The sequence below is a fragment of the Streptomyces sp. NPDC001732 genome (genome assembly GCF_053596315.1).
The window spans coordinates 262,743-279,190 of record NZ_JBSFFY010000002.1 but is presented as its reverse complement, the minus strand read 5'-3'; the positions used below and the strand labels follow the sequence as shown (position 1 = coordinate 279,190).

Sequence of the window (16,448 nt, the reverse complement as noted above, 5' to 3'; positions counted from 1 at the left end):
AAAGCGGCTACCGCCGGACCCCGCGCGTGCGGCAAGATCCTGGGATGGAGCGTGATGTACGGCTGTTGCCCAAGGCCCACCTGCACTTGCATTTCACCGGGTCGATGCGGCCCACCACCCTGCTCGAACTCGCCGACAAGTACGGCGTGCACCTGCCGGAGGCGCTGACCGGTGGCGAACCGCCCAGGCTGCGGGCCACGGACGAGCGCGGCTGGTTCCGCTTCCAGCGGCTCTACGACATCGCCCGCTCCTGCCTGAGGGAACCCGACGACATCCGACGGCTGGTGCGCGAGACGGCCCAGGAGGACGTCGCGGACGGCTCCCGCTGGCTGGAGATCCAGGTCGACCCCACCTCGTACGCCCCGCTGCTCGGCGGGCTGATCCCGGCCATCGAGATCATCCTGGACGCGGTGGACTCCGCGTCGCGCGAGACCGGGCTGCCGATCCGGGTGGTGATCGCGGCGAACCGGATGAAGCACCCGCTGGACGCCAGGACGCTCGCCCGGCTCGCGGTGCGGTACGCCGACCGGGGCGTGGTCGGGTTCGGGCTCTCCAACGACGAGCGCCGCGGGATGGCCCGGGACTTCGACCGGGCCTTCGCCATCGCCCGCGAGGGCGGCCTGCTGGCGGCCCCGCACGGCGGCGAGCTGTCCGGCCCCTCCAGCGTGCGGGACTGCCTGGACGACCTCGACGCGGCCCGGATCGGGCACGGCGTGCGGGCCGCCGAGGACCCGCGGCTGCTGCACAGGCTGGCGGAGCGCGGGGTGACCTGCGAGGTGTGCCCGTCGTCGAACGTGGCGCTGGGCGTCTACGACAAGCCCGCCGACGTCCCCCTGCGCACTCTGTTCGAGGCCGGGGTGCCGATGGCGCTGGGCGCGGACGACCCGCTGCTCTTCGGTTCCCGGCTGGCCGCGCAGTACGACCTCGTGCGGCACCACCACGCGTTCACGGACGAGGAGCTGGCGGAGCTGGCCCGGCAGTCGGTGCGCGGGTCCGCCGCGCCGGCCGCGGTACGGACGGAGCTCCTGGCGGACATCGACGGCTGGCTGGCCCGGCCCGCGGGCTGAGCCCCGGCCCACCGGGGCCGGTCGTCCCGGTCTACGCCCCGACGCCGCGCATCAGCACCCGGGCCAGGGACGCGGCGAATTCGTCGAGGGGCTGCGGGGGCTCCCCGCCCGCCGTGGCCTCGTAGGCGAACGCCCGCTGTGCGCAGGCCCCCATCAGCAGCGAGGCGGCCGCGTAGGTGTCCGCGTCGGCCCGCACCCGTCCGGCGGCCTGCTCGGAGCGCAGATAGGCGTCCAGGCCGCGGATGGGCATGTGCGGGCCGGTGCCGAGCTCCCGCATCGCCTCGTGGTGGCGCTCCTTGAGCCTGGGGTCGGCGTACAGCGAAGCGGCGATCGGGAAGCTCTGCTCGTAGAAGAGGGCGGCCCGGCGGGCGATCTCGGTGAGGTTCTCCTCGACGGTCCGCTCCCCCGCCCCGGGGGAGACGAGGAGCTGCTTCAGCAGCGTGTCGAGCTTGGGCAGCCGTTCCCTGAGCACGGTCACGAACAGCTCTTCCTTGCTCGCGAAGTGCTTGTATAGCGCGGCCTCCGAGCAGCCGGCCGCGCGGGCGATCTCCTTGGTCGTGGCGCGGGCCAGACCGATGGTGAGCATCAGCTGGTGGGCGGCGTCGACGATCCGGACGCGGGCCGGCTTCTGCTCCATGTGCACTCCCACAAGGCTTGACGAGGTAGTGAGTATCCACTCACCCTATGGGTAAGTGAATACTTACCCACCTCGGGAAGGTGCGCAATGAGGATCACGGTGTTCGGCGCGACGGGCGGCGTGGGGCGGGAGGCCGTGCGCCAGGCGGTGGCGGCGGGGCACGAGGTGACGGCGGTGGTCCGTGATCCGGCGCGGCTGCCCGTACCGCTCTCCGACGTCCGGGTGTGCACGGTGGAGCGCCTGGACGATCCGGAGGTGCTGCGCGAGGCGGTCGCGGGCCGGGACGCGGTGCTCTCCGCCCTCGGCTCGCGCACCCGGAGGGCGGACGGGGTCGCCGAGCGGCTCACCGGCTCGGTGCTGGCGGCGATGGAGGCGGCGGGGACACGGCGGCTGCTGGTGGTCAGCGCGGCCCCGGTCGGTCCCCGGGCGGCCGACGACCCGCTGCTGGACCGGCTGGTCCGCAAGGGGATCGGGGCGGTCCTGAAGGAGGTCTACGCGGATCTGGCCCGGATGGAGGCCGCGCTGGCGCGCAGCGCGACGGACTGGACGTCGGTACGGCCGCCGAAGCTGACCGACGGACCGCTGACCGGGAAGTACCGCACGGTCGTCGGCGGCGCCCCGCGCAGCGGCCGGACGATCTCCCGGGCCGACGTGGCGCACGCGATGCTGGCGCTGATCGACGACCCGGCGGCGGTGAGGCAGGGCGTGGGGGTGGCGTACTGAGCCGCCGCGGCGGCACGTCGGCCCGGCTGCCGGGTGTCGCGACGGTCGGGAGGATCCGGGCCCGTGGGCGGGGCCGCTACAGGCTCACGCCGACCGTCACGGGCTCGTTGACGAGCGTGACGCCGAACGCCTCGCGGACCCCGGCGACGACCTCGCGGGCGAGCGCGAGGAGGTCCTCGGTGGTCGCCTCGCCGCGGTTGGTGAGGGCGAGGGTGTGCTTGGTGGAGATGCGGGCCGGGCCCGTGCCGTACCCCTTGGTGAAACCGGCCCGGTCGATGAGCCAGGCCGCGGAGGTCTTGACGCGTTCCCCGTCCGCGGGGAAGGCGGGGGGCGTCACGCCGGGGCCGAGGCGGTCCTCGACGCGGGCGAGGAACGCCTCGTACTCCGCCCGTTCCAGGATCGGGTTGGTGAAGAAGGAGCCGGCCGACCAGGTGTCGTGGTCCTCGGGGTCCAGCACCATGCCCTTGCCGGCGCGGAGCCCGAGCACCGTCGTCCGGGCGGCCTCGGCGGGCACCCGGTCGCCCTGTTCGACGCCCATGGCGCGGGCCGTCTCGGGGTACCGCAGCGGCGCGGACAGCCCGCCGGCGTCCTCCAGCCCGAAGCGGACCCGCAGCACCACGAAGCGGTCGGGTTCGGCCTTGAAGCGGCTGTGCCGGTACGAGAACGCGCAGTCGGCGTTCGGGAGGGTGACCGTTTCGCCGGTGCGGCGGTCGTAGGCGACGACCTCCGTGATGGTGGAGGAGACCTCCTGCCCGTAGGCGCCGACGTTCTGGATCGGTGTGGCGCCGGCCGAACCGGGGATGCCGGCCAGGCACTCGATGCCCGCGAGACCGGCCTCGACGGTGCGGGCCACGGCGTCGGTCCAGACCTCGCCCGCGGCCAGTTCCAGGGTCGTGCCGTCCAGGGCGAAGCCCTTGGTCGCGATGCGCAGGGCGGTGCCGTCGAAGCCCTTGTCCCCGATGACCAGGTTGCTGCCGCCGCCGATGATCAGGAGCGGGGTGCCGTTGTCGTCGGCCTCGCGCACGGCTTCGATCACCTCGGCGTCGGTGGTCGCCGTGATCAGGCGGGTGGCCGGGCCGCCGAGCCGGAAGGTGGTCAGGGGGGCGAGGGGGGCGTCATGGAGTTCCTGCACGGGGACAAGAGTACGGTCCGCGCCCCCGCCGCTCGGGCGGGGCCGCGGACCGTACGTGCGTGGCGGTGCCGGGCAACGGCTCGGGCGGCGACGGACTCGCGCACCCGGCCCTCTCCGTCGCCGGGGCCGGGGCGCCGGCCCGGCCCGGCATCAGCAGGACGGCAGAGGTGAGGGTGCAGGCGTTCACCGCCCATTCGAGTTCCGCCGGTTCGCCGCCGAGGCTCTTGCGGATGGCGGGCAGCGCCGTGGTGACGACCAGGTCGTCCGGGGCCGCCATGAATCCGGCGGCGCCGGTGACGACGAGGGTCCAGACCGCTCCCGAGCGGCCCGCTGCGTGCTGGTTCGCTGATCCCCCGGGGGATCAGTCGTTGATCACCAGCTTCTCTGGGACGAATCCCGGGCGGAGTCCCGGGCGCACGCGTGAGGGGCACCGCCCGCGGACAGTGCCCCTCACGCCTCGAACGGCCCGGTGTCAGGCGAGCCGCACCACGGCGCGGGACATGCCCAGCACCTTCTTGTCCTCGCTCGTCACCGTCAGGTCCACCCGCACCTGCTTGTCGCCCAGCAGGGCACCCACCTTGGCGCCGACCTCGATCAGCGCGCCGGTCTCGTCGTTCGGCACGACGACCGGCTTGGTGAACCGCACCCCGTACTCGACGACCGCGCCCGGGTCGCCGGTCCAGTCCGTGACCACCCGGATCGCCTCGGCCATGGTGAACATGCCGTGCGCGATCACGTCCGGCAGGCCGACCTCGCGGGCGAACTTCTCGTTCCAGTGGATCGGGTTGAAGTCACCGGAGGCACCCGCGTACTGCACCAGCGTCGCCCGGGTCACCGGGAAGGACTGCGCGGGCAGCTCCGTACCGACCTCGACCGACTCGTATGCGACCTTCGCCGTCATCACGCCTCCTCGGCGGCACGCGCCACCAGCTTCGTCCACGCGGTCACGACGTGCTCGCCGGACTCGTCGTGGACCTCGCCGCGGACGTCCAGGATGTCGTTGCCCGCCATGGACTTGATGGCCTCGATCGTCGAGGTGACCGTCAGCCGGTCCCCCGCCCGCACGGGGCGCACATAGGCGAACTTCTGGTCGCCGTGCACCACACGGCTGTAGTCCAGACCCAGCTGCGGGTCGTGGATCACCTGGCCGGCGGCCTTGAAGGTGATGGAGAAGACGAACGTCGGCGGCGCGATCACATCGCTGTGGCCGAGCGCCTTGGCGGCCTCGGGGTCGACGTACGCCGGATTCGGGTCGCCCACCGCCTCGGCGAACTCGCGGATCTTCTCCCGGCCGACCTCGTAGGGCGGGGTGGGCGGATAGGTCCGCCCGACGAAGGACTGGTCGAGCGCCATGAGCTCGCTACCTCCTGATGAAAGATGAACAGGCCGAAGTGCAGCCTTCATACAACGACACGAGGCCGCCCCCATCGGGGACGGCCTCGTGTACGAGCCTGATTCAGCGCGTTTCGCGGTGCGCGGTGTGCGAGTTGCAGCGCGGGCAGTGCTTCTTCATCTCAAGACGGTCCGGGTTGTTGCGCCGGTTCTTCTTGGTGATGTAGTTCCGCTCCTTGCACTCCACGCAGGCCAGCGTGATCTTCGGGCGGACGTCGGTGGCAGCCACGTGAGTGCTCCTTGGACGGACGGATGGACGGATGAACGCAAAGAAGAGTAGCCGATCGAAGGACCGACCCCACAATCGGCTACCGTAAGTAGCGGTGACCGGACTTGAACCGGTGACACAGCGATTATGAGCCGCTTGCTCTACCGACTGAGCTACACCGCTTTGATGAAACAGGTCCCCCCGCCGAAGCGGGGATTCCCGATCACCAGAGCCCCAATGCGGAATCGAACCGCAGACCTTCTCCTTACCATGGAGACGCTCTACCGACTGAGCTATTGGGGCGAGCGATGAAGACATTACACGGTCTTTCGCCGATCGCCCAAATCCGTTTCGGAACCCCGGCCGGAGCCCTTGATCGACGCCCCGCCACCCCCTCCGCCGATCCCTTTTCGGGCCTGCGGCCGACCCGCTCCCGCATCGGCCCGGCAGCCCCGTGAACAGCGCCTCCGCATCCCCTCGGATCACGACCGCCCCAACCGTGCGCCCACTCCCCACGCACCCCTGTGGCCACACCGGTACGACTATTTCGCTCCTCCTCGAACCGGACCGAACACGCCCCTAGGCTCGACTCACTCTGCGTGATCTTGTCCCCATATTTCTCAGGAGTGCGATGGCCGACAGCCAGCCGTGGCAGCCGGACGACCACCCCGCCGACGCTGCCGAGAGCGGCGCCCTGGTGCTCTGCGGGGCCCGTCTCGTCGACGGCCGCGTCGTGGACGTACGGCTCGGCGGCAGCCGCATCGAGGCCGTCGGCACGGCGGGCAGCCTGACCGCGCCCGGTCCTCGTCTGGATCTGCGCGGCTATCTGCTGCTCCCCGCCCCCGCCGAGCCCCACGCCCACAGCGACACGGCGCTCACCGCCGCCGGGGCGGGCCCCGACGCCCCCGGACCGGTCTCGCACCGCGCGGAGGACATCCGGCGCCGCGCCACCGAGGCCGCCCTGCTCCAGCTCGGCCACGGCGCCACCGCGCTGCGCTCGCACGTACGGATCGGGGACGTCCGGGGCCTCACCTCCTTCGACGCCGTCCTCCAGGCGCGCCGTTCGCTGCGCGGGCTCGCCGATCTGACCCCGGTCGCCGTGCCCCGGCTGCTCACCGGCGTCGCGGGCGCCGACAACCTGGCCCTGCTGCGCGACGCGGTGAAGATGGGGGCCGGGGCGGTCGGCGGCTGCCCCGACCTCGATCCCGACCCCGCCGGGTACACGGAGGCCGTCCTGGAGATCGCCGCCGAGCGGGGCTGCCCCGTCGACCTGCACACGGACGGCGACGACCCCGCCCGGCTCGGCCGGTTCGCCGCCATGGCCGGCGGGCTGCGGCCCGGCGTCTCCATCGGCCCGTGCGCGGGCCTCTCCCGGCTTCCCCCACACGTCGCGGCCCGGGTCGCCGACCAGCTGGCCGCGGCCGGTGTGACGGTGGTCTGCCTCCCGCAGGGCGGCTGTTGCGGGGTGGAGGGGCCGGGCAGCGCGCCGGTGCGGCTGCTGCGCGCGGCCGGGGTGCGGGTCGCGGCGGGCAGCGGGGCGCTGCGCGACGTCGCGAACCCCGTGGGGCGCGGCGACCCGCTGGAGGCCGCCTACCTGCTGGCCTCGCAGCACGGGCTGCGGGCGGGCGAGGCGTACGGGGCGGTGTCCGCGGTCGCCCGGAAGGCGATGGGGCTGCCCGAGGTCAGGGTCGAGGCGGGTTTCCCGGCCGAGCTGCTCGCCGTGCGCGGCGAGGAGCTCTCCGGCGCGCTCTCGCTCGCCTACAGCCGGATCGTGGTGCACCGCGGCCGGGTGGTGGCGCGGACGAGCGCGGTGCGCGAGTACTGCGACTCGGAGGCCGTCGTCGCCCTCGACCTGCCCCGCCAGGGAAGGTCCGGTCCCGGTCCCTGCGGCGGCCCCTGAGCACGCTCGGCCGCCGCGGCGTACGGTCGGGAACATGCGCATTGTCATCGCAGGTGGACATGGTCGGATCGCGCTGCGGCTGGAACGGTTGCTCGCCGCGCGCGGGGACGAGGCCGTGGGCGTCATCCGCAGTCCGGGGCAGGGCGAGGACCTGCGGGCGGCGGGTGCCGAGCCGGTCGTGCTGGATCTCGAATCGGCCTCCGTGGAGGAGGTGGCACAGGTGCTGCGCGGCGCCGACGCGGCGGTCTTCGCGGCCGGCGCGGGCCCGGACAGCGGCGCGGAACGCAAGGGGACGGTGGACCGCGGGGCGGCGGTGCTGTTCGCGGACGCTGCGGAACGGGCGGGCGTACGGCGCTTCGTCGTGGTCTCGTCGATGGGCGCCGACCCCGACCGTCCGGGCGACGAGGTCTTCGACGTGTATCTGCGGGCGAAGGGCGCCGCGGACGCGTACGTGCGCTCCAGGGAGGCGCTCGACTGGACGATCCTGCGCCCCGGCATGCTGACGAACGACGCGGGCACGGGGATGGTCCGGCTGGCCGCCTCGGCCGGCCGCGGTCCGGTGCCGCGCGACGATGTGGCGGTGGCGCTGCTGGAGCTGCTGGACACCCCGGCGACGGCGGGGCTGACGCTGGAGCTCGTCTCGGGGAGCGTGCCGGTGTCGGTCGCGGTGAAGGACATCGCGGGGAACTGACCCCGGGGCCCGGGAGACCGGCCGGGAGGGTCGCGGCCCGCGTCCCGGTTCAGTCGCCCGGCGCCGGGCGGACCGTGATGCCGTGGCGTTCCAGCAGGGCGACGGTGACGCCGTCGCCCTCGCGGAGCGCGCCCGTGAACGTGCCGTCGTAGACCGTTCCGCACCCGCAGGAAGGACTGCGGGGCATCAGCAGCGCCTCCGTGCAGCCGGCCCGGCGCGCGGCCTCCAGGGCGCGTTCGGCGCCGTCCACGAACTGCGCGGTCACGTCGTGTCCGGTGTCGTCGACGACGCGGGCGCGGCCGTCGAGCACGTCGTGGCCGTCGCCGCCGACGATCTCCGCGGGGCGGCGCGGGGTGGACAGTCCGGCGGCGACCTCGGGGCAGAAGGCGACGGGGCGGCGCCCGGCGAGCGCCTCGGCCACCGCTCCGGACGCCCTGCCCCGGCCGTCGTAACGACAGGGCACGCCACGCAGGCAGGCGCTGACCAGTACGGGTTCCATGACCCCATCCTTTTCCATGGCCCCGTCCTTCGTCGGTCCGCCCCCTTCGCGGGGGACTCGCGGAAGTCTCGCAGGGGCTCGCGAAAGACCCGCACGGGACTGGCGGGGGGATTCCCGGGGAAACGAAGAAGGCCCCTGTCCTGGGACAGGGGCCTTGTTCTGTGGCGGCGCCAGGATTCGAACCTGGGAAGGCGAAGCCGGCAGATTTACAGTCTGCTCCCTTTGGCCACTCGGGCACACCGCCGGGATTTGCTGCCTTGAGAGCCATTTTTCGCGGCGCTCCGTGGCAACGACGTAAACGATACCTGATGCCCGGGGGTGCTACGCCACCGGATTGATCAGCGGTCCGATCGGGCGCGGGGGGCCGAAGGCTGCCCCGTGATCCCCGGTGGATCGGCGCGCGGCGCGGGACGCGACGCATCGCAGGGCGGAGGGACATTCACATACTGGATGTATGGGGGCGTTCCGGCAGTGCGGCGAGGCGCCGGGGCTGTCGTCGTGCGCCCGCCGGGGATTGCGGGGCAGCCCTTAGGCTTTGATCGGCGGGGCGGGGCGGACAGGCCCGCCGCCGCCCGTTCATGCACCCCGTTTCCAGCACCCCCGATACAAGGAGCCACACGTCATGGCCGACTCCAGTTTCGACATCGTCTCGAAGGTCGAGCGGCAGGAGGTCGACAACGCCCTCAACCAGGCCGCCAAGGAGATCTCGCAGCGCTACGACTTCAAGGGCGCCGACGCCTCGATCTCCTGGTCCGGCGAGAAGATCCTGATGCAGGCGAACGGCGAGGAGCGGGTCAAGGCGATCCTCGACATCTTCCAGTCCAAGCTGATCAAGCGCGGGATCTCCCTGAAGTCGCTGGACGCGGGCGAGCCGCAGCTGTCCGGCAAGGAGTACAAGATCTTCGCCACGATCGAGGAGGGCATCTCGCAGGAGAACGCCAAGAAGGTCGCGAAGATCATCCGCGACGAGGGCCCGAAGGGCGTCAAGGCGCAGGTCCAGGGCGACGAGCTGCGGGTCACCTCGAAGAGCCGGGACGACCTGCAGGCCGTGCAGGCGCTGCTGAAGGGCAAGGACCTCGACTTCGCGATCCAGTTCGTCAACTACCGCTAGTCCGCCGGTCCGCGCCGGCGCTCGGGGGTGGAGCCGTCCGCGGCTCCACCCGCCCCTTCCGGATGCCGGGCGCGATGTCCGAATACCGCCGGTCCCGGTGCGGCGGGGGAAACAGACTGGTGGGTGCCGGAGAGCGGCCCGGTCGAACGGCGACCGGGCCGGGCTCCGGCCCGAAGGGCGAGGAGAGGGACGAGCCATGACCATGTACGCGACGGTCGACAGCCCGCTGGGCGAACTGCTGCTGGCCGGCGACCAGACCGCGGACGGCGGGATCGCGCTCGCCTCGCTCTCGCTGCCCGGCCAGAAGGGCGCGGCGGTCGTCCGGGACGGCTGGATCCACGCGCCGGACGGCTTCGCCCGCATCGCCGCGCAGCTGCGCGCGTACTTCGAGGGGCGGCTGACCCGCTTCGACATCGTGTACGCGGACGGCGCGGGCACCGACTTCCAGCGCCGGGTATGGGCCGCGCTGGACACCGTCCCGTACGGGGAGACGGTGTCGTACGGGCAGATCGCCGAGCGGGTCGGTGCGTCCGGGGCGGGTGTCCGGGCCGTGGGGACGGCGATCGGGCGCAATCCGCTGCTGGTGGTCCGGCCCTGCCACCGGGTGATCGGGGCCGACGGGGCGCTGCGGGGCTACGCGGCGGGTGTGGAGCGCAAGGAGCGGCTCCTGGGGCTGGAAGGCGCCCTGGCGGCGCGCTGAGGTGTCCGGGCTCTTCCCGCGCCCGCGGACCGTCGTCGCGCCGGGGGCCGTGCACGTGCCCGAGTGGCTGTCGCCGGAGGTCCAGCGGGAGTTGGTGGCGGCCTGCCGGGAGTGGGCGCGCGCTCCGGTGCCGCTGCGGCACCCGGTGCTGCCGGGCGGTGGGGTGATGTCGGTGCGGACGGTCTGTCTGGGGCGGCACTGGCAGCCGTACCGGTATTCCCGCACGGCCGATGACGTGAACGGCGCGCGGGTGGCCGAATTCCCCTACTGGCTGGCGGAGTTGGGCCGGGAGGCGCTGGTGGCGGCGTACGGGGACGAGAGCCCCGTGCAGACGTATGCGCCGGACACCGCGCTCGTGAACTTCTACGACGGCACGGCGCGCATGGGCATGCACCAGGACAGGGACGAGCGCTCGGGCGCCCCGGTGGTGTCGCTCAGCATCGGCGACACCTGTGTCTTCCGCTTCGGGAACACGGAGAACCGTGGGCGGCCCTATCGGGACGTGGAATTGGTCTCCGGCGACCTGTTCGTCTTCGGGGGGCCGTCGCGTTTCGCGTTCCACGGTGTGCCGAAGGTTTTCCCGGGGACGGCAGGTCCCGAGTCGGGGATGAGGCGCGGTCGGCTCAATCTGACCCTGCGCGAGACCGGTCTGGACGGGGCGGGGCCGGCCGGGGCCTGATCCGGCAGGAACGGGCCGGGCGGGGCCGGATCGGCCGGGACCTGATCCGGCGGGATCGGGGCGTGGTGATCATGTGGCCGTATGGTCGTGGCAACCGTAGGGCCGCGGAGAGCGTCTTGCCCCGGATGCCGTTTCGTCGCGGCGTGCGGGCCGTGGGGCCGGGGAGGCCGTGGGCCGGGGTCGTTCACCGGCGCACCGGGTCACTCCGCGGACCCGTTCCGGTTCCCGCCGTCCGCGCCCGGGGCGGATACTGACGATGCACAGCGATGACGGGCAACACCCGTGGAAGGCGAGTGACCATGAAGCTCATACAGCTGATCCTGAACATCCTGTGGGTGGTGTTCTGCGGATTCTGGATGGCCCTCGGGTACCTGGTTGCCGCGATCATCTGTTTCGTGCTGATCGTGACGATTCCGTTCGGCATCGCCTCCCTGCGCCTCGCGGGCTATGTGCTGTGGCCGTTCGGGCGGACGACCGTGGAGCGGCCCGACGCGGGGGCGCCCTCCTTCATCGGCAATGTGATCTGGCTCGTCTTCGCCGGGTGGTGGCTCGCGCTGGGGCACCTCCTCACCAGCATCCCGCTGTTCGTGTCGATCATCGGCATCCCCTTCGGCTGGGCGAACCTGAAGCTGATCCCCGTCTCGCTCATGCCGCTGGGCCGGGAAGTGGTCCCGAGCGACGAGGCATTCGGGGGCCGGTAGGGGTCTTCCGGCACCTGTCAGTGACGGCGTTTCGGCCGCCGCCCCCTCGGAGGGGTGGCGGCCGAAACGCCGTCACGGGCGGTGGCCCGCCATCTGTTCCAGTCTGGCGATCCGTTCCGCCATCGGCGGGTGGGTCGAGAACAGTTTGGACATGCCCTGTCCGGGGCGGAACGGGTTCGCGATCATCATGTGGCTCGCGGTCTCGATCCTCGGCTCCGGGGGCAGCGGAAGCCGTTTCGTGCCCGCTTCGAGCTTCCGCAGGGCACCGGCCAGGGCGAGCGGGTCGCCGGTCAGCTGGGCTCCGGAGGCGTCCGCCTCGTACTCGCGGGAGCGGCTGACGGCGAGCTGGATGAGTGAGGCGGCGACCGGGCCGAGGATCATGATCAGCAGCGTGCCGAGGAAGCCGGGGCCCTCGTCGTTGTCGGACCGGCCCACCGGGATCAGCCAGGCGAAGTGGACCAGGAACATGACCACGGAGGCCAGCGCTCCGGCGACGGACGAGATCAGGATGTCGCGGTTGTAGACGTGGCTCAGCTCGTGGCCGAGCACTCCGCGCAGCTCCCGCTCGTCCAGGATCTGCAGGATGCCCTCGGTGCAGCAGACCGCGGCGTTGCGCGGGTTGCGGCCGGTGGCGAAGGCGTTGGGTGCCTGCGTCGGGGAGATGTAGAGCCGGGGCATGGGCTGCCGGGCGGCCGTGGAGAGCTCCCGGACCATGCGGTAGAGCTGGGGTGCCTCGAATTCGCTGACGGGCCGGGCCCGCATGGCCCTGAGCGCCAGCTTGTCGCTGTTCCAGTACGCGTAGGCGTTGGTGCCGACGGCCACGAGGAGCGCGACGACCAGGCCCGTACGTCCGAAGAAGCTTCCGATGAGGATGATGAGTGCGGACAGGCCCCCGAGGAGTACGGCGGTTCTCAGCCCGTTGTGCCGGCGGTGCACGGTACGCCCTCCAAGTGGTGCGGCAGGGGAACCCTTTGCTTGGTGATCTCCACTCCCTCAGTGGAGCCTCCCGTACGGGTCAACGCCAGGCGGGAGGAGCTGGTTCCCCGGCCCGCGCCGCCGCAGGGCGGGGCCTGTCCGGCGCTCGCGGGCCGGACCGGCCGATGGGCCGTACGGGTCAGGGGCCGCGCGTGCGCCAGCCCGGCACCGGGGCCCCGGCCCCGGGCGGGGCGTAGCGGCGCCGGAGGGGGGTCTCAGCGCCGCAGGGGGCGTTTCAGCGCTGGGCGGGGAGGCCGGCGATCGCGAGGGCCTCGGGGTCCGGCGTGACCTCGCTGGTGCAGTGGGCGCAGCGGGAGGCGATGGCCGGGATCTCGGTGTAGCAGCGGGGGCAGTCGCGCACGGCGGCCTTGATGTCGACCTTCTCCTCCGCCTTGGCGAAGCGGCTCTGGACCTTCGCCATGGGGACGACGACGCCGAAGTAGAGCACCGCCGCGGTGATCAGGAACGCGATGGCGGCGGCGAGGAACTTCCCGTACGGGAAGATGGCGCCCTCGACCGAGAACTGCGCCGAGCTGAAGTCGCCGACGGACCCGGTGGCGAGGCCGATCAGCGGGGTGATGAAGGCCGTGCTGAATCCGGTGACCACTGCGGTGAACGCCGCTCCGACGGCCAGACCGATGGCCATGGAGATGATGTTTCCGCGCAGGATGAAGTCTTTGAACCCGTTCAGCACTGCTCTTGCTCCTCTTGGAATGGCTCTGGGGGGGATGTGCGGGCAAGACCATGCCCTGTATGAGCCGTTCCGGGCAAACCGATCTTCGGTAAGTAGGAAGAGTCCGAAGAGTTCGGAAGAGTTCAGAAGAGATTGACGGCGGCGAACCGGAGGACGGTCTGCGGGACGCCCGAGAGCACGATGCCCGCCACGGCGGTGAGGGCGATCGCCGCGGTGAGGGAGGCCGGGACGCGATGCCTGGTGGGGGCGGGCGCGCTCGTGTCCGCCGGGGCCGCCTCCCCGGCCGTTTCCGGGGTCCGCTCCCCGCTCTCCTCCGGGACCCGCTCCCCGGCCCCCTCGGGGGCGCGGAAGAGCGTCGCGGTCCACTGGAGGTAGTAGTAGAGCGCGATCACGACGTTGACGGCCATGACGACGGCGAGCCAGCCGAGTCCGGCGTCGACGGCCGCGGAGAAGACCGTGACCTTGGCGAAGAGGCCGATGATGCCGGGCGGCAGACCGGCCAGGCAGAGCAGGAAGAAGGCCATCGCCAGGGCGGCGAGGGGGCGGGTGGCATACAGGCCGCGGTAGTCGGTGATCCGGTTGCCGGGGTTCGTACGGGCGACGAGGGCGGCCACCGCGAAGGCGCCGAGGTTCACGACGGCGTACATGAGGGCGTACGCGACGGTGGAGCCGATGTGCCCGTCGCTGGAGTACCCGGCCGCGGCGATCGGCACCAGGAGGTAGCCGGCCTGGGCGACGGACGACCAGGCGAGCAGGCGTACGGCGCTGCGGGCGCGGCCGGCGTCCTGGCGCAGGGCGGCGACGTTGCCGATCGTCATCGTGAGCGCGGCGAGGACTGCGAGGGCCGGTCCCCAGACGTCGGCGTAGGCCGGGAACGCGATCACGGTGACGAGGACGAGGCCGGAGAAGCCGACCGCCTTGCCGACGACCGAGAGGTACGCGGCGACCGGAAGGGGCGCACCGATGTAGGTGTCGGGGACCCAGAAGTGGAAGGGCGCGGCGGCCGTCTTGAACGCGAAGCCGACCAGGGTGAGGGCGACGCCCGCCCCGGCGAGGGTGGCGAATCGGTCGGGCACGTCGTCGAGCCGGGCGGCGATCTCGGTGAGGTGCAGGGTTCCGGTGGTGGCGTACACGAAGCTGACGCCGAGCAGTGTGACGGCGGTCGCGACGACGGAGGAGAGGAAGAACTTCAGCGCGGCCTCGGAGGAGCGCCGGTCGCCGCGCTTGATGCCGACGAGGGCGAAGGCGGGCAGCGAGGCGACTTCGAGGGCGACGACGAGGGTGGCGAGGTCGCGGGCGGCGGGCAGGAGGGCGGCGCCGGCCGCGGAGGACAGCAGCAGGAACCAGAATTCGCCCGCCGGGAGCCTGCGGGTGTCGCCGACCGAGAGCAGGGCGGTGAGCAGGGCGCCGCCGAGGACGAGGGCCTGGATGACCAGGGCGAAGTGGTCGGCGGTGTAGCTGCACGCGGTGCCGCCCGGCGCGGCGGCCGCCTCGGTGAGGCAGAAGGTGGAGCGGTCGCCGTCGCGCAGCGGGACGAGGAGGGCGAGGGCGGCAACGAGTCCGGCGATGGTCAGCGTGCCGAGGAGCGGCTTGCGTTCCTCGGGGAGGAAAAGGTCGGCGACCAGGACGATCAGGGCGACGGCCGCCACGACGACCGGGGGTGCGATCGCGAGCCAGTCGACGGACTGGACGAGGCCGGTGCTCCCGGCCGCGGGGGTGACGAGGCCGGTGGTGCTCCCGGCCGCGGTGGTGACGAGGCCCGGGGTGAGGACGGCTGCGGTCACGACTTGCCTCCTGCGAGGAGCTTCTGCACGGCCGGGTCGGTGAGGCCGAGGAGGACGGCGGGCCACAGACCGGCGAGGACGGTGAGGGCGGCGAGCGGGGTCCAGGCGGCGAACTCGTACGCCCGGACGTCGGTGAGCTGCGGTTCCTCGCGCCGCTCGCCCATGCAGACCCGCCGTACGACCATGAGCATGTACGCGGCGGTGAGCAGGGTGCCGAACGCGGCGATCGACATGAAGGTGAGGAAGGCCGGGCGGCTGAGGCCGTCCGCGGGGTCGAAGGAGCCGAACAGGGCGAGCATCTCGCCCCAGAATCCGGCGAGGCCCGGCAGCCCCAGGGAGGCGACGGCGGCGAAGGCGAGGAGGCCGCCGAGACGGGGGGCCCGGCCGTAGAGCGCGGCCCCGGTGGCGCCGGAGAGGGTGTCGAGGTCGGCCGTGCCGTACCGGTCCTTGACCGCGCCGACCAGGAAGAACAGCAGGCCGGTGATGAGGCCGTGGGCGATGTTGGCGAAGAGCGCGCCGTTGACCCCGGTGGGTGTCATGCTCGCGATGCCGAGGAGCACGAAGCCCATGTGTCCGACGGAGGAGTACGCGATCAGCCGCTTGAGGTCGCCCTTCGAGCCGGGGCGGACCAGGGCCAGGCAGGCGAGCGATCCGTAGATGATGCCGACCACCGCGAAGGCGGCGAGGTAGGGCGCGAAGGTCTGCATCCCGTCGGGGGCGACGGGGAGCAGGAGGCGGACGAATCCGTACGTGCCCATCTTCAGCAGGACGCCCGCGAGGAGGACCGAGCCGACGGTCGGGGCCGCGGTGTGGGCGTCGGGCAGCCAGCTGTGCAGCGGCCACATCGGGGTCTTCACGGCGAGCCCGATGCCGATCGCCAGAACGGCGATGACCTGCACGGACGAGGTGAGCCCACGGCCGTTGTCAGTGGCGAGTGCCACCATGTCGAAGGTGCCGCTCTTCAGCCCGACGAGGAGCAGGCCCAGCAGCATGATCACCGAGCCGAGCAGTGTGTAGAGGATGAACTTCCAGGCGGCGGCCTGCCTCTGCGCACCGCCCCAGCGGGCGATGAGGAAGTACATCGGGATGAGCACCGTCTCGAACGCCAGGAAGAACAGCATCAGGTCGAGGACGGCGAAGGTCGCGAGGGTGCCGGACTCCAGGACGAGGAGGAGCGCGACGAATGCCTTCGGGGAGGGGCCCGCGGGCGGCTTGAAGTAGCTGTGGAGCGCGCAGAGGAAGGTCAGCAGCGCGGTCAGCACGAGAAGGGGGAGCGAGATGCCGTCGGTGCCGAGGTGGATGCGGACGTCGAGCGCCGGGATCCAGCTGATGTCGGTGGTGGCCTGCATCGTCGACGGGTGGCCGTGGTCGAAGCCCGCGGCGAGCAGGATCGCGGCGACGAGTACGGCTCCGGTGACGGTCGTGCCGTGGCGGAGCACGGCCTGGTCGGGGCCGGTGCCCTTCAGTCCGGGCGGGGCGGGCAGCAGGGCGGCCACGGCGCCGAGGAGCGGGGCGACGACGATGAACGCGAGAAGGAACTGCATCACGGATTCGC

General features: G+C 72.3%; 18 protein-coding genes, 3 tRNA genes and 1 pseudogene. 8 read left to right on the top strand and 14 right to left on the bottom strand.

Going from position 1 to position 16,448, the window contains the following annotated elements; genetic code table 11:
- Nucleotides 1-44: 44 nt before the first annotated feature.
- Nucleotides 45-1,067: an adenosine deaminase gene (locus tag ACWCXX_RS04050; protein WP_451124038.1), complete on the top strand. Its 1,023-nt coding sequence runs from the start codon at nt 45-47 to the stop codon at nt 1,065-1,067.
- 31 nt (nt 1,068-1,098) lie between these two features.
- Here the strand turns inward: ACWCXX_RS04050 and ACWCXX_RS04045 are convergent, their stop codons facing one another.
- Nucleotides 1,099-1,704 carry a TetR/AcrR family transcriptional regulator gene (locus ACWCXX_RS04045; protein ID WP_451124036.1) on the bottom strand — a complete coding sequence of 202 codons (606 nt, stop codon included), beginning with the start codon at nt 1,702-1,704 and terminating at the stop codon, nt 1,099-1,101.
- A gap of 87 nt (nt 1,705-1,791) precedes the next feature.
- Here ACWCXX_RS04045 and ACWCXX_RS04040 point away from each other — a divergent pair, with 87 nt between their 5' ends.
- Nucleotides 1,792-2,427, top strand: a complete 636-nt coding sequence (locus tag ACWCXX_RS04040) for an NAD(P)-dependent oxidoreductase (RefSeq protein WP_451124034.1) — start codon at nt 1,792-1,794, stop codon at nt 2,425-2,427.
- Between the two features lie 76 nt (nt 2,428-2,503).
- Here the strand turns inward: ACWCXX_RS04040 and ACWCXX_RS04035 are convergent, their stop codons facing one another.
- From ACWCXX_RS04035 to ACWCXX_RS04005, 7 genes and pseudogenes are all read right to left on the bottom strand, one after another.
- Complete coding sequence (locus ACWCXX_RS04035) at nt 2,504-3,559, bottom strand: UDP-N-acetylmuramate dehydrogenase (protein WP_451124032.1); 1,056 nt, start codon at nt 3,557-3,559, stop codon at nt 2,504-2,506.
- A 136-nt stretch (nt 3,560-3,695) separates the two neighbouring features.
- Nucleotides 3,696-3,902, bottom strand: a pseudogene (locus ACWCXX_RS04030) (MFS transporter); the annotation flags it as partial.
- A 129-nt stretch (nt 3,903-4,031) separates the two neighbouring features.
- Nucleotides 4,032-4,460: a MaoC family dehydratase gene (locus ACWCXX_RS04025; protein WP_451124030.1), complete on the bottom strand. Its 429-nt coding sequence runs from the start codon at nt 4,458-4,460 to the stop codon at nt 4,032-4,034.
- The gene (locus tag ACWCXX_RS04020; protein ID WP_451124028.1) at nt 4,460-4,912 is read right to left on the bottom strand and encodes an FAS1-like dehydratase domain-containing protein; all 453 of its coding nucleotides are present in this window, start codon (nt 4,910-4,912) and stop codon (nt 4,460-4,462) included. Before ACWCXX_RS04020 ends, ACWCXX_RS04025 begins: the two co-directional genes overlap by 1 nt.
- Before the next feature lie 103 nt (nt 4,913-5,015).
- A complete protein-coding gene (rpmG, locus tag ACWCXX_RS04015) occupies nt 5,016-5,180 on the bottom strand; it encodes a 50S ribosomal protein L33 (RefSeq protein ID WP_003956487.1) in 165 nt (54 codons plus the stop codon).
- An 89-nt stretch (nt 5,181-5,269) separates the two neighbouring features.
- Nucleotides 5,270-5,342: transfer RNA gene (locus ACWCXX_RS04010), tRNA-Met, on the bottom strand.
- A 47-nt stretch (nt 5,343-5,389) separates the two neighbouring features.
- Nucleotides 5,390-5,462: transfer RNA gene (locus tag ACWCXX_RS04005), tRNA-Thr, on the bottom strand.
- Nucleotides 5,463-5,790: 328 nt separating this feature from the next.
- Here ACWCXX_RS04005 and ACWCXX_RS04000 point away from each other — a divergent pair.
- Nucleotides 5,791-7,059, top strand: coding sequence for an amidohydrolase family protein (locus ACWCXX_RS04000; protein ID WP_451124026.1), 1,269 nt, complete (start codon nt 5,791-5,793; stop codon nt 7,057-7,059).
- A 34-nt stretch (nt 7,060-7,093) separates the two neighbouring features.
- Entirely contained in the window at nt 7,094-7,750 is a 657-nt protein-coding gene (locus ACWCXX_RS03995) for an SDR family oxidoreductase (RefSeq protein WP_451124025.1), read from the top strand.
- Nucleotides 7,751-7,799: 49 nt separating this feature from the next.
- Here ACWCXX_RS03995 and ACWCXX_RS03990 read toward each other — a convergent pair whose 3' ends face one another.
- Both ACWCXX_RS03990 and ACWCXX_RS03985 read right to left on the bottom strand, forming a co-directional pair.
- Complete coding sequence (locus ACWCXX_RS03990) at nt 7,800-8,249, bottom strand: DUF523 domain-containing protein (RefSeq protein ID WP_451124023.1); 450 nt, start codon at nt 8,247-8,249, stop codon at nt 7,800-7,802.
- 162 nt (nt 8,250-8,411) lie between these two features.
- A tRNA-Tyr gene (locus ACWCXX_RS03985) sits at nt 8,412-8,493 on the bottom strand.
- Between the two features lie 378 nt (nt 8,494-8,871).
- On the opposite strand from ACWCXX_RS03985, the gene ACWCXX_RS03980 reads away from it, so the two are divergent.
- From ACWCXX_RS03980 to ACWCXX_RS03965, 4 genes are all read left to right on the top strand, one after another.
- Nucleotides 8,872-9,360, top strand: coding sequence for a YajQ family cyclic di-GMP-binding protein (locus ACWCXX_RS03980; protein ID WP_451124021.1), 489 nt, complete (start codon nt 8,872-8,874; stop codon nt 9,358-9,360).
- A gap of 196 nt (nt 9,361-9,556) precedes the next feature.
- The gene (locus ACWCXX_RS03975) at nt 9,557-10,060 is read left to right on the top strand and encodes a methylated-DNA--[protein]-cysteine S-methyltransferase (protein WP_451124019.1); all 504 of its coding nucleotides are present in this window, start codon (nt 9,557-9,559) and stop codon (nt 10,058-10,060) included.
- A gap of 1 nt (nt 10,061) precedes the next feature.
- The gene (locus ACWCXX_RS03970) at nt 10,062-10,739 is read left to right on the top strand and encodes an alpha-ketoglutarate-dependent dioxygenase AlkB family protein (RefSeq protein ID WP_451124018.1); all 678 of its coding nucleotides are present in this window, start codon (nt 10,062-10,064) and stop codon (nt 10,737-10,739) included.
- Nucleotides 10,740-11,038: 299 nt separating this feature from the next.
- Nucleotides 11,039-11,440 (top strand): YccF domain-containing protein, encoded by a 402-nt coding sequence (locus ACWCXX_RS03965; protein WP_451124016.1) that lies wholly within the window; start codon nt 11,039-11,041, stop codon nt 11,438-11,440.
- Between the two features lie 72 nt (nt 11,441-11,512).
- On the opposite strand, the gene htpX is transcribed toward ACWCXX_RS03965, so the two are convergent.
- The 4 genes from htpX to ACWCXX_RS03945 form a co-directional block, all read right to left on the bottom strand.
- Nucleotides 11,513-12,376, bottom strand: coding sequence for a zinc metalloprotease HtpX (gene htpX / locus ACWCXX_RS03960; RefSeq protein ID WP_451124014.1), 864 nt, complete (start codon nt 12,374-12,376; stop codon nt 11,513-11,515).
- 274 nt (nt 12,377-12,650) lie between these two features.
- The gene (gene mscL / locus ACWCXX_RS03955) at nt 12,651-13,109 is read right to left on the bottom strand and encodes a large conductance mechanosensitive channel protein MscL (protein WP_451124012.1); all 459 of its coding nucleotides are present in this window, start codon (nt 13,107-13,109) and stop codon (nt 12,651-12,653) included.
- A 122-nt stretch (nt 13,110-13,231) separates the two neighbouring features.
- Nucleotides 13,232-14,893 (bottom strand): NADH-quinone oxidoreductase subunit N, encoded by a 1,662-nt coding sequence (locus ACWCXX_RS03950; RefSeq protein WP_451124010.1) that lies wholly within the window; start codon nt 14,891-14,893, stop codon nt 13,232-13,234.
- On the bottom strand, nt 14,890-16,437 hold the full coding sequence (locus tag ACWCXX_RS03945) for a complex I subunit 4 family protein (RefSeq protein ID WP_451124374.1): 1,548 nt from the start codon (nt 16,435-16,437) through the stop codon (nt 14,890-14,892). The genes ACWCXX_RS03950 and ACWCXX_RS03945 overlap by 4 nt, the downstream gene beginning before the upstream one ends.
- Between the last annotated feature and the right edge of the window lie 11 nt (nt 16,438-16,448).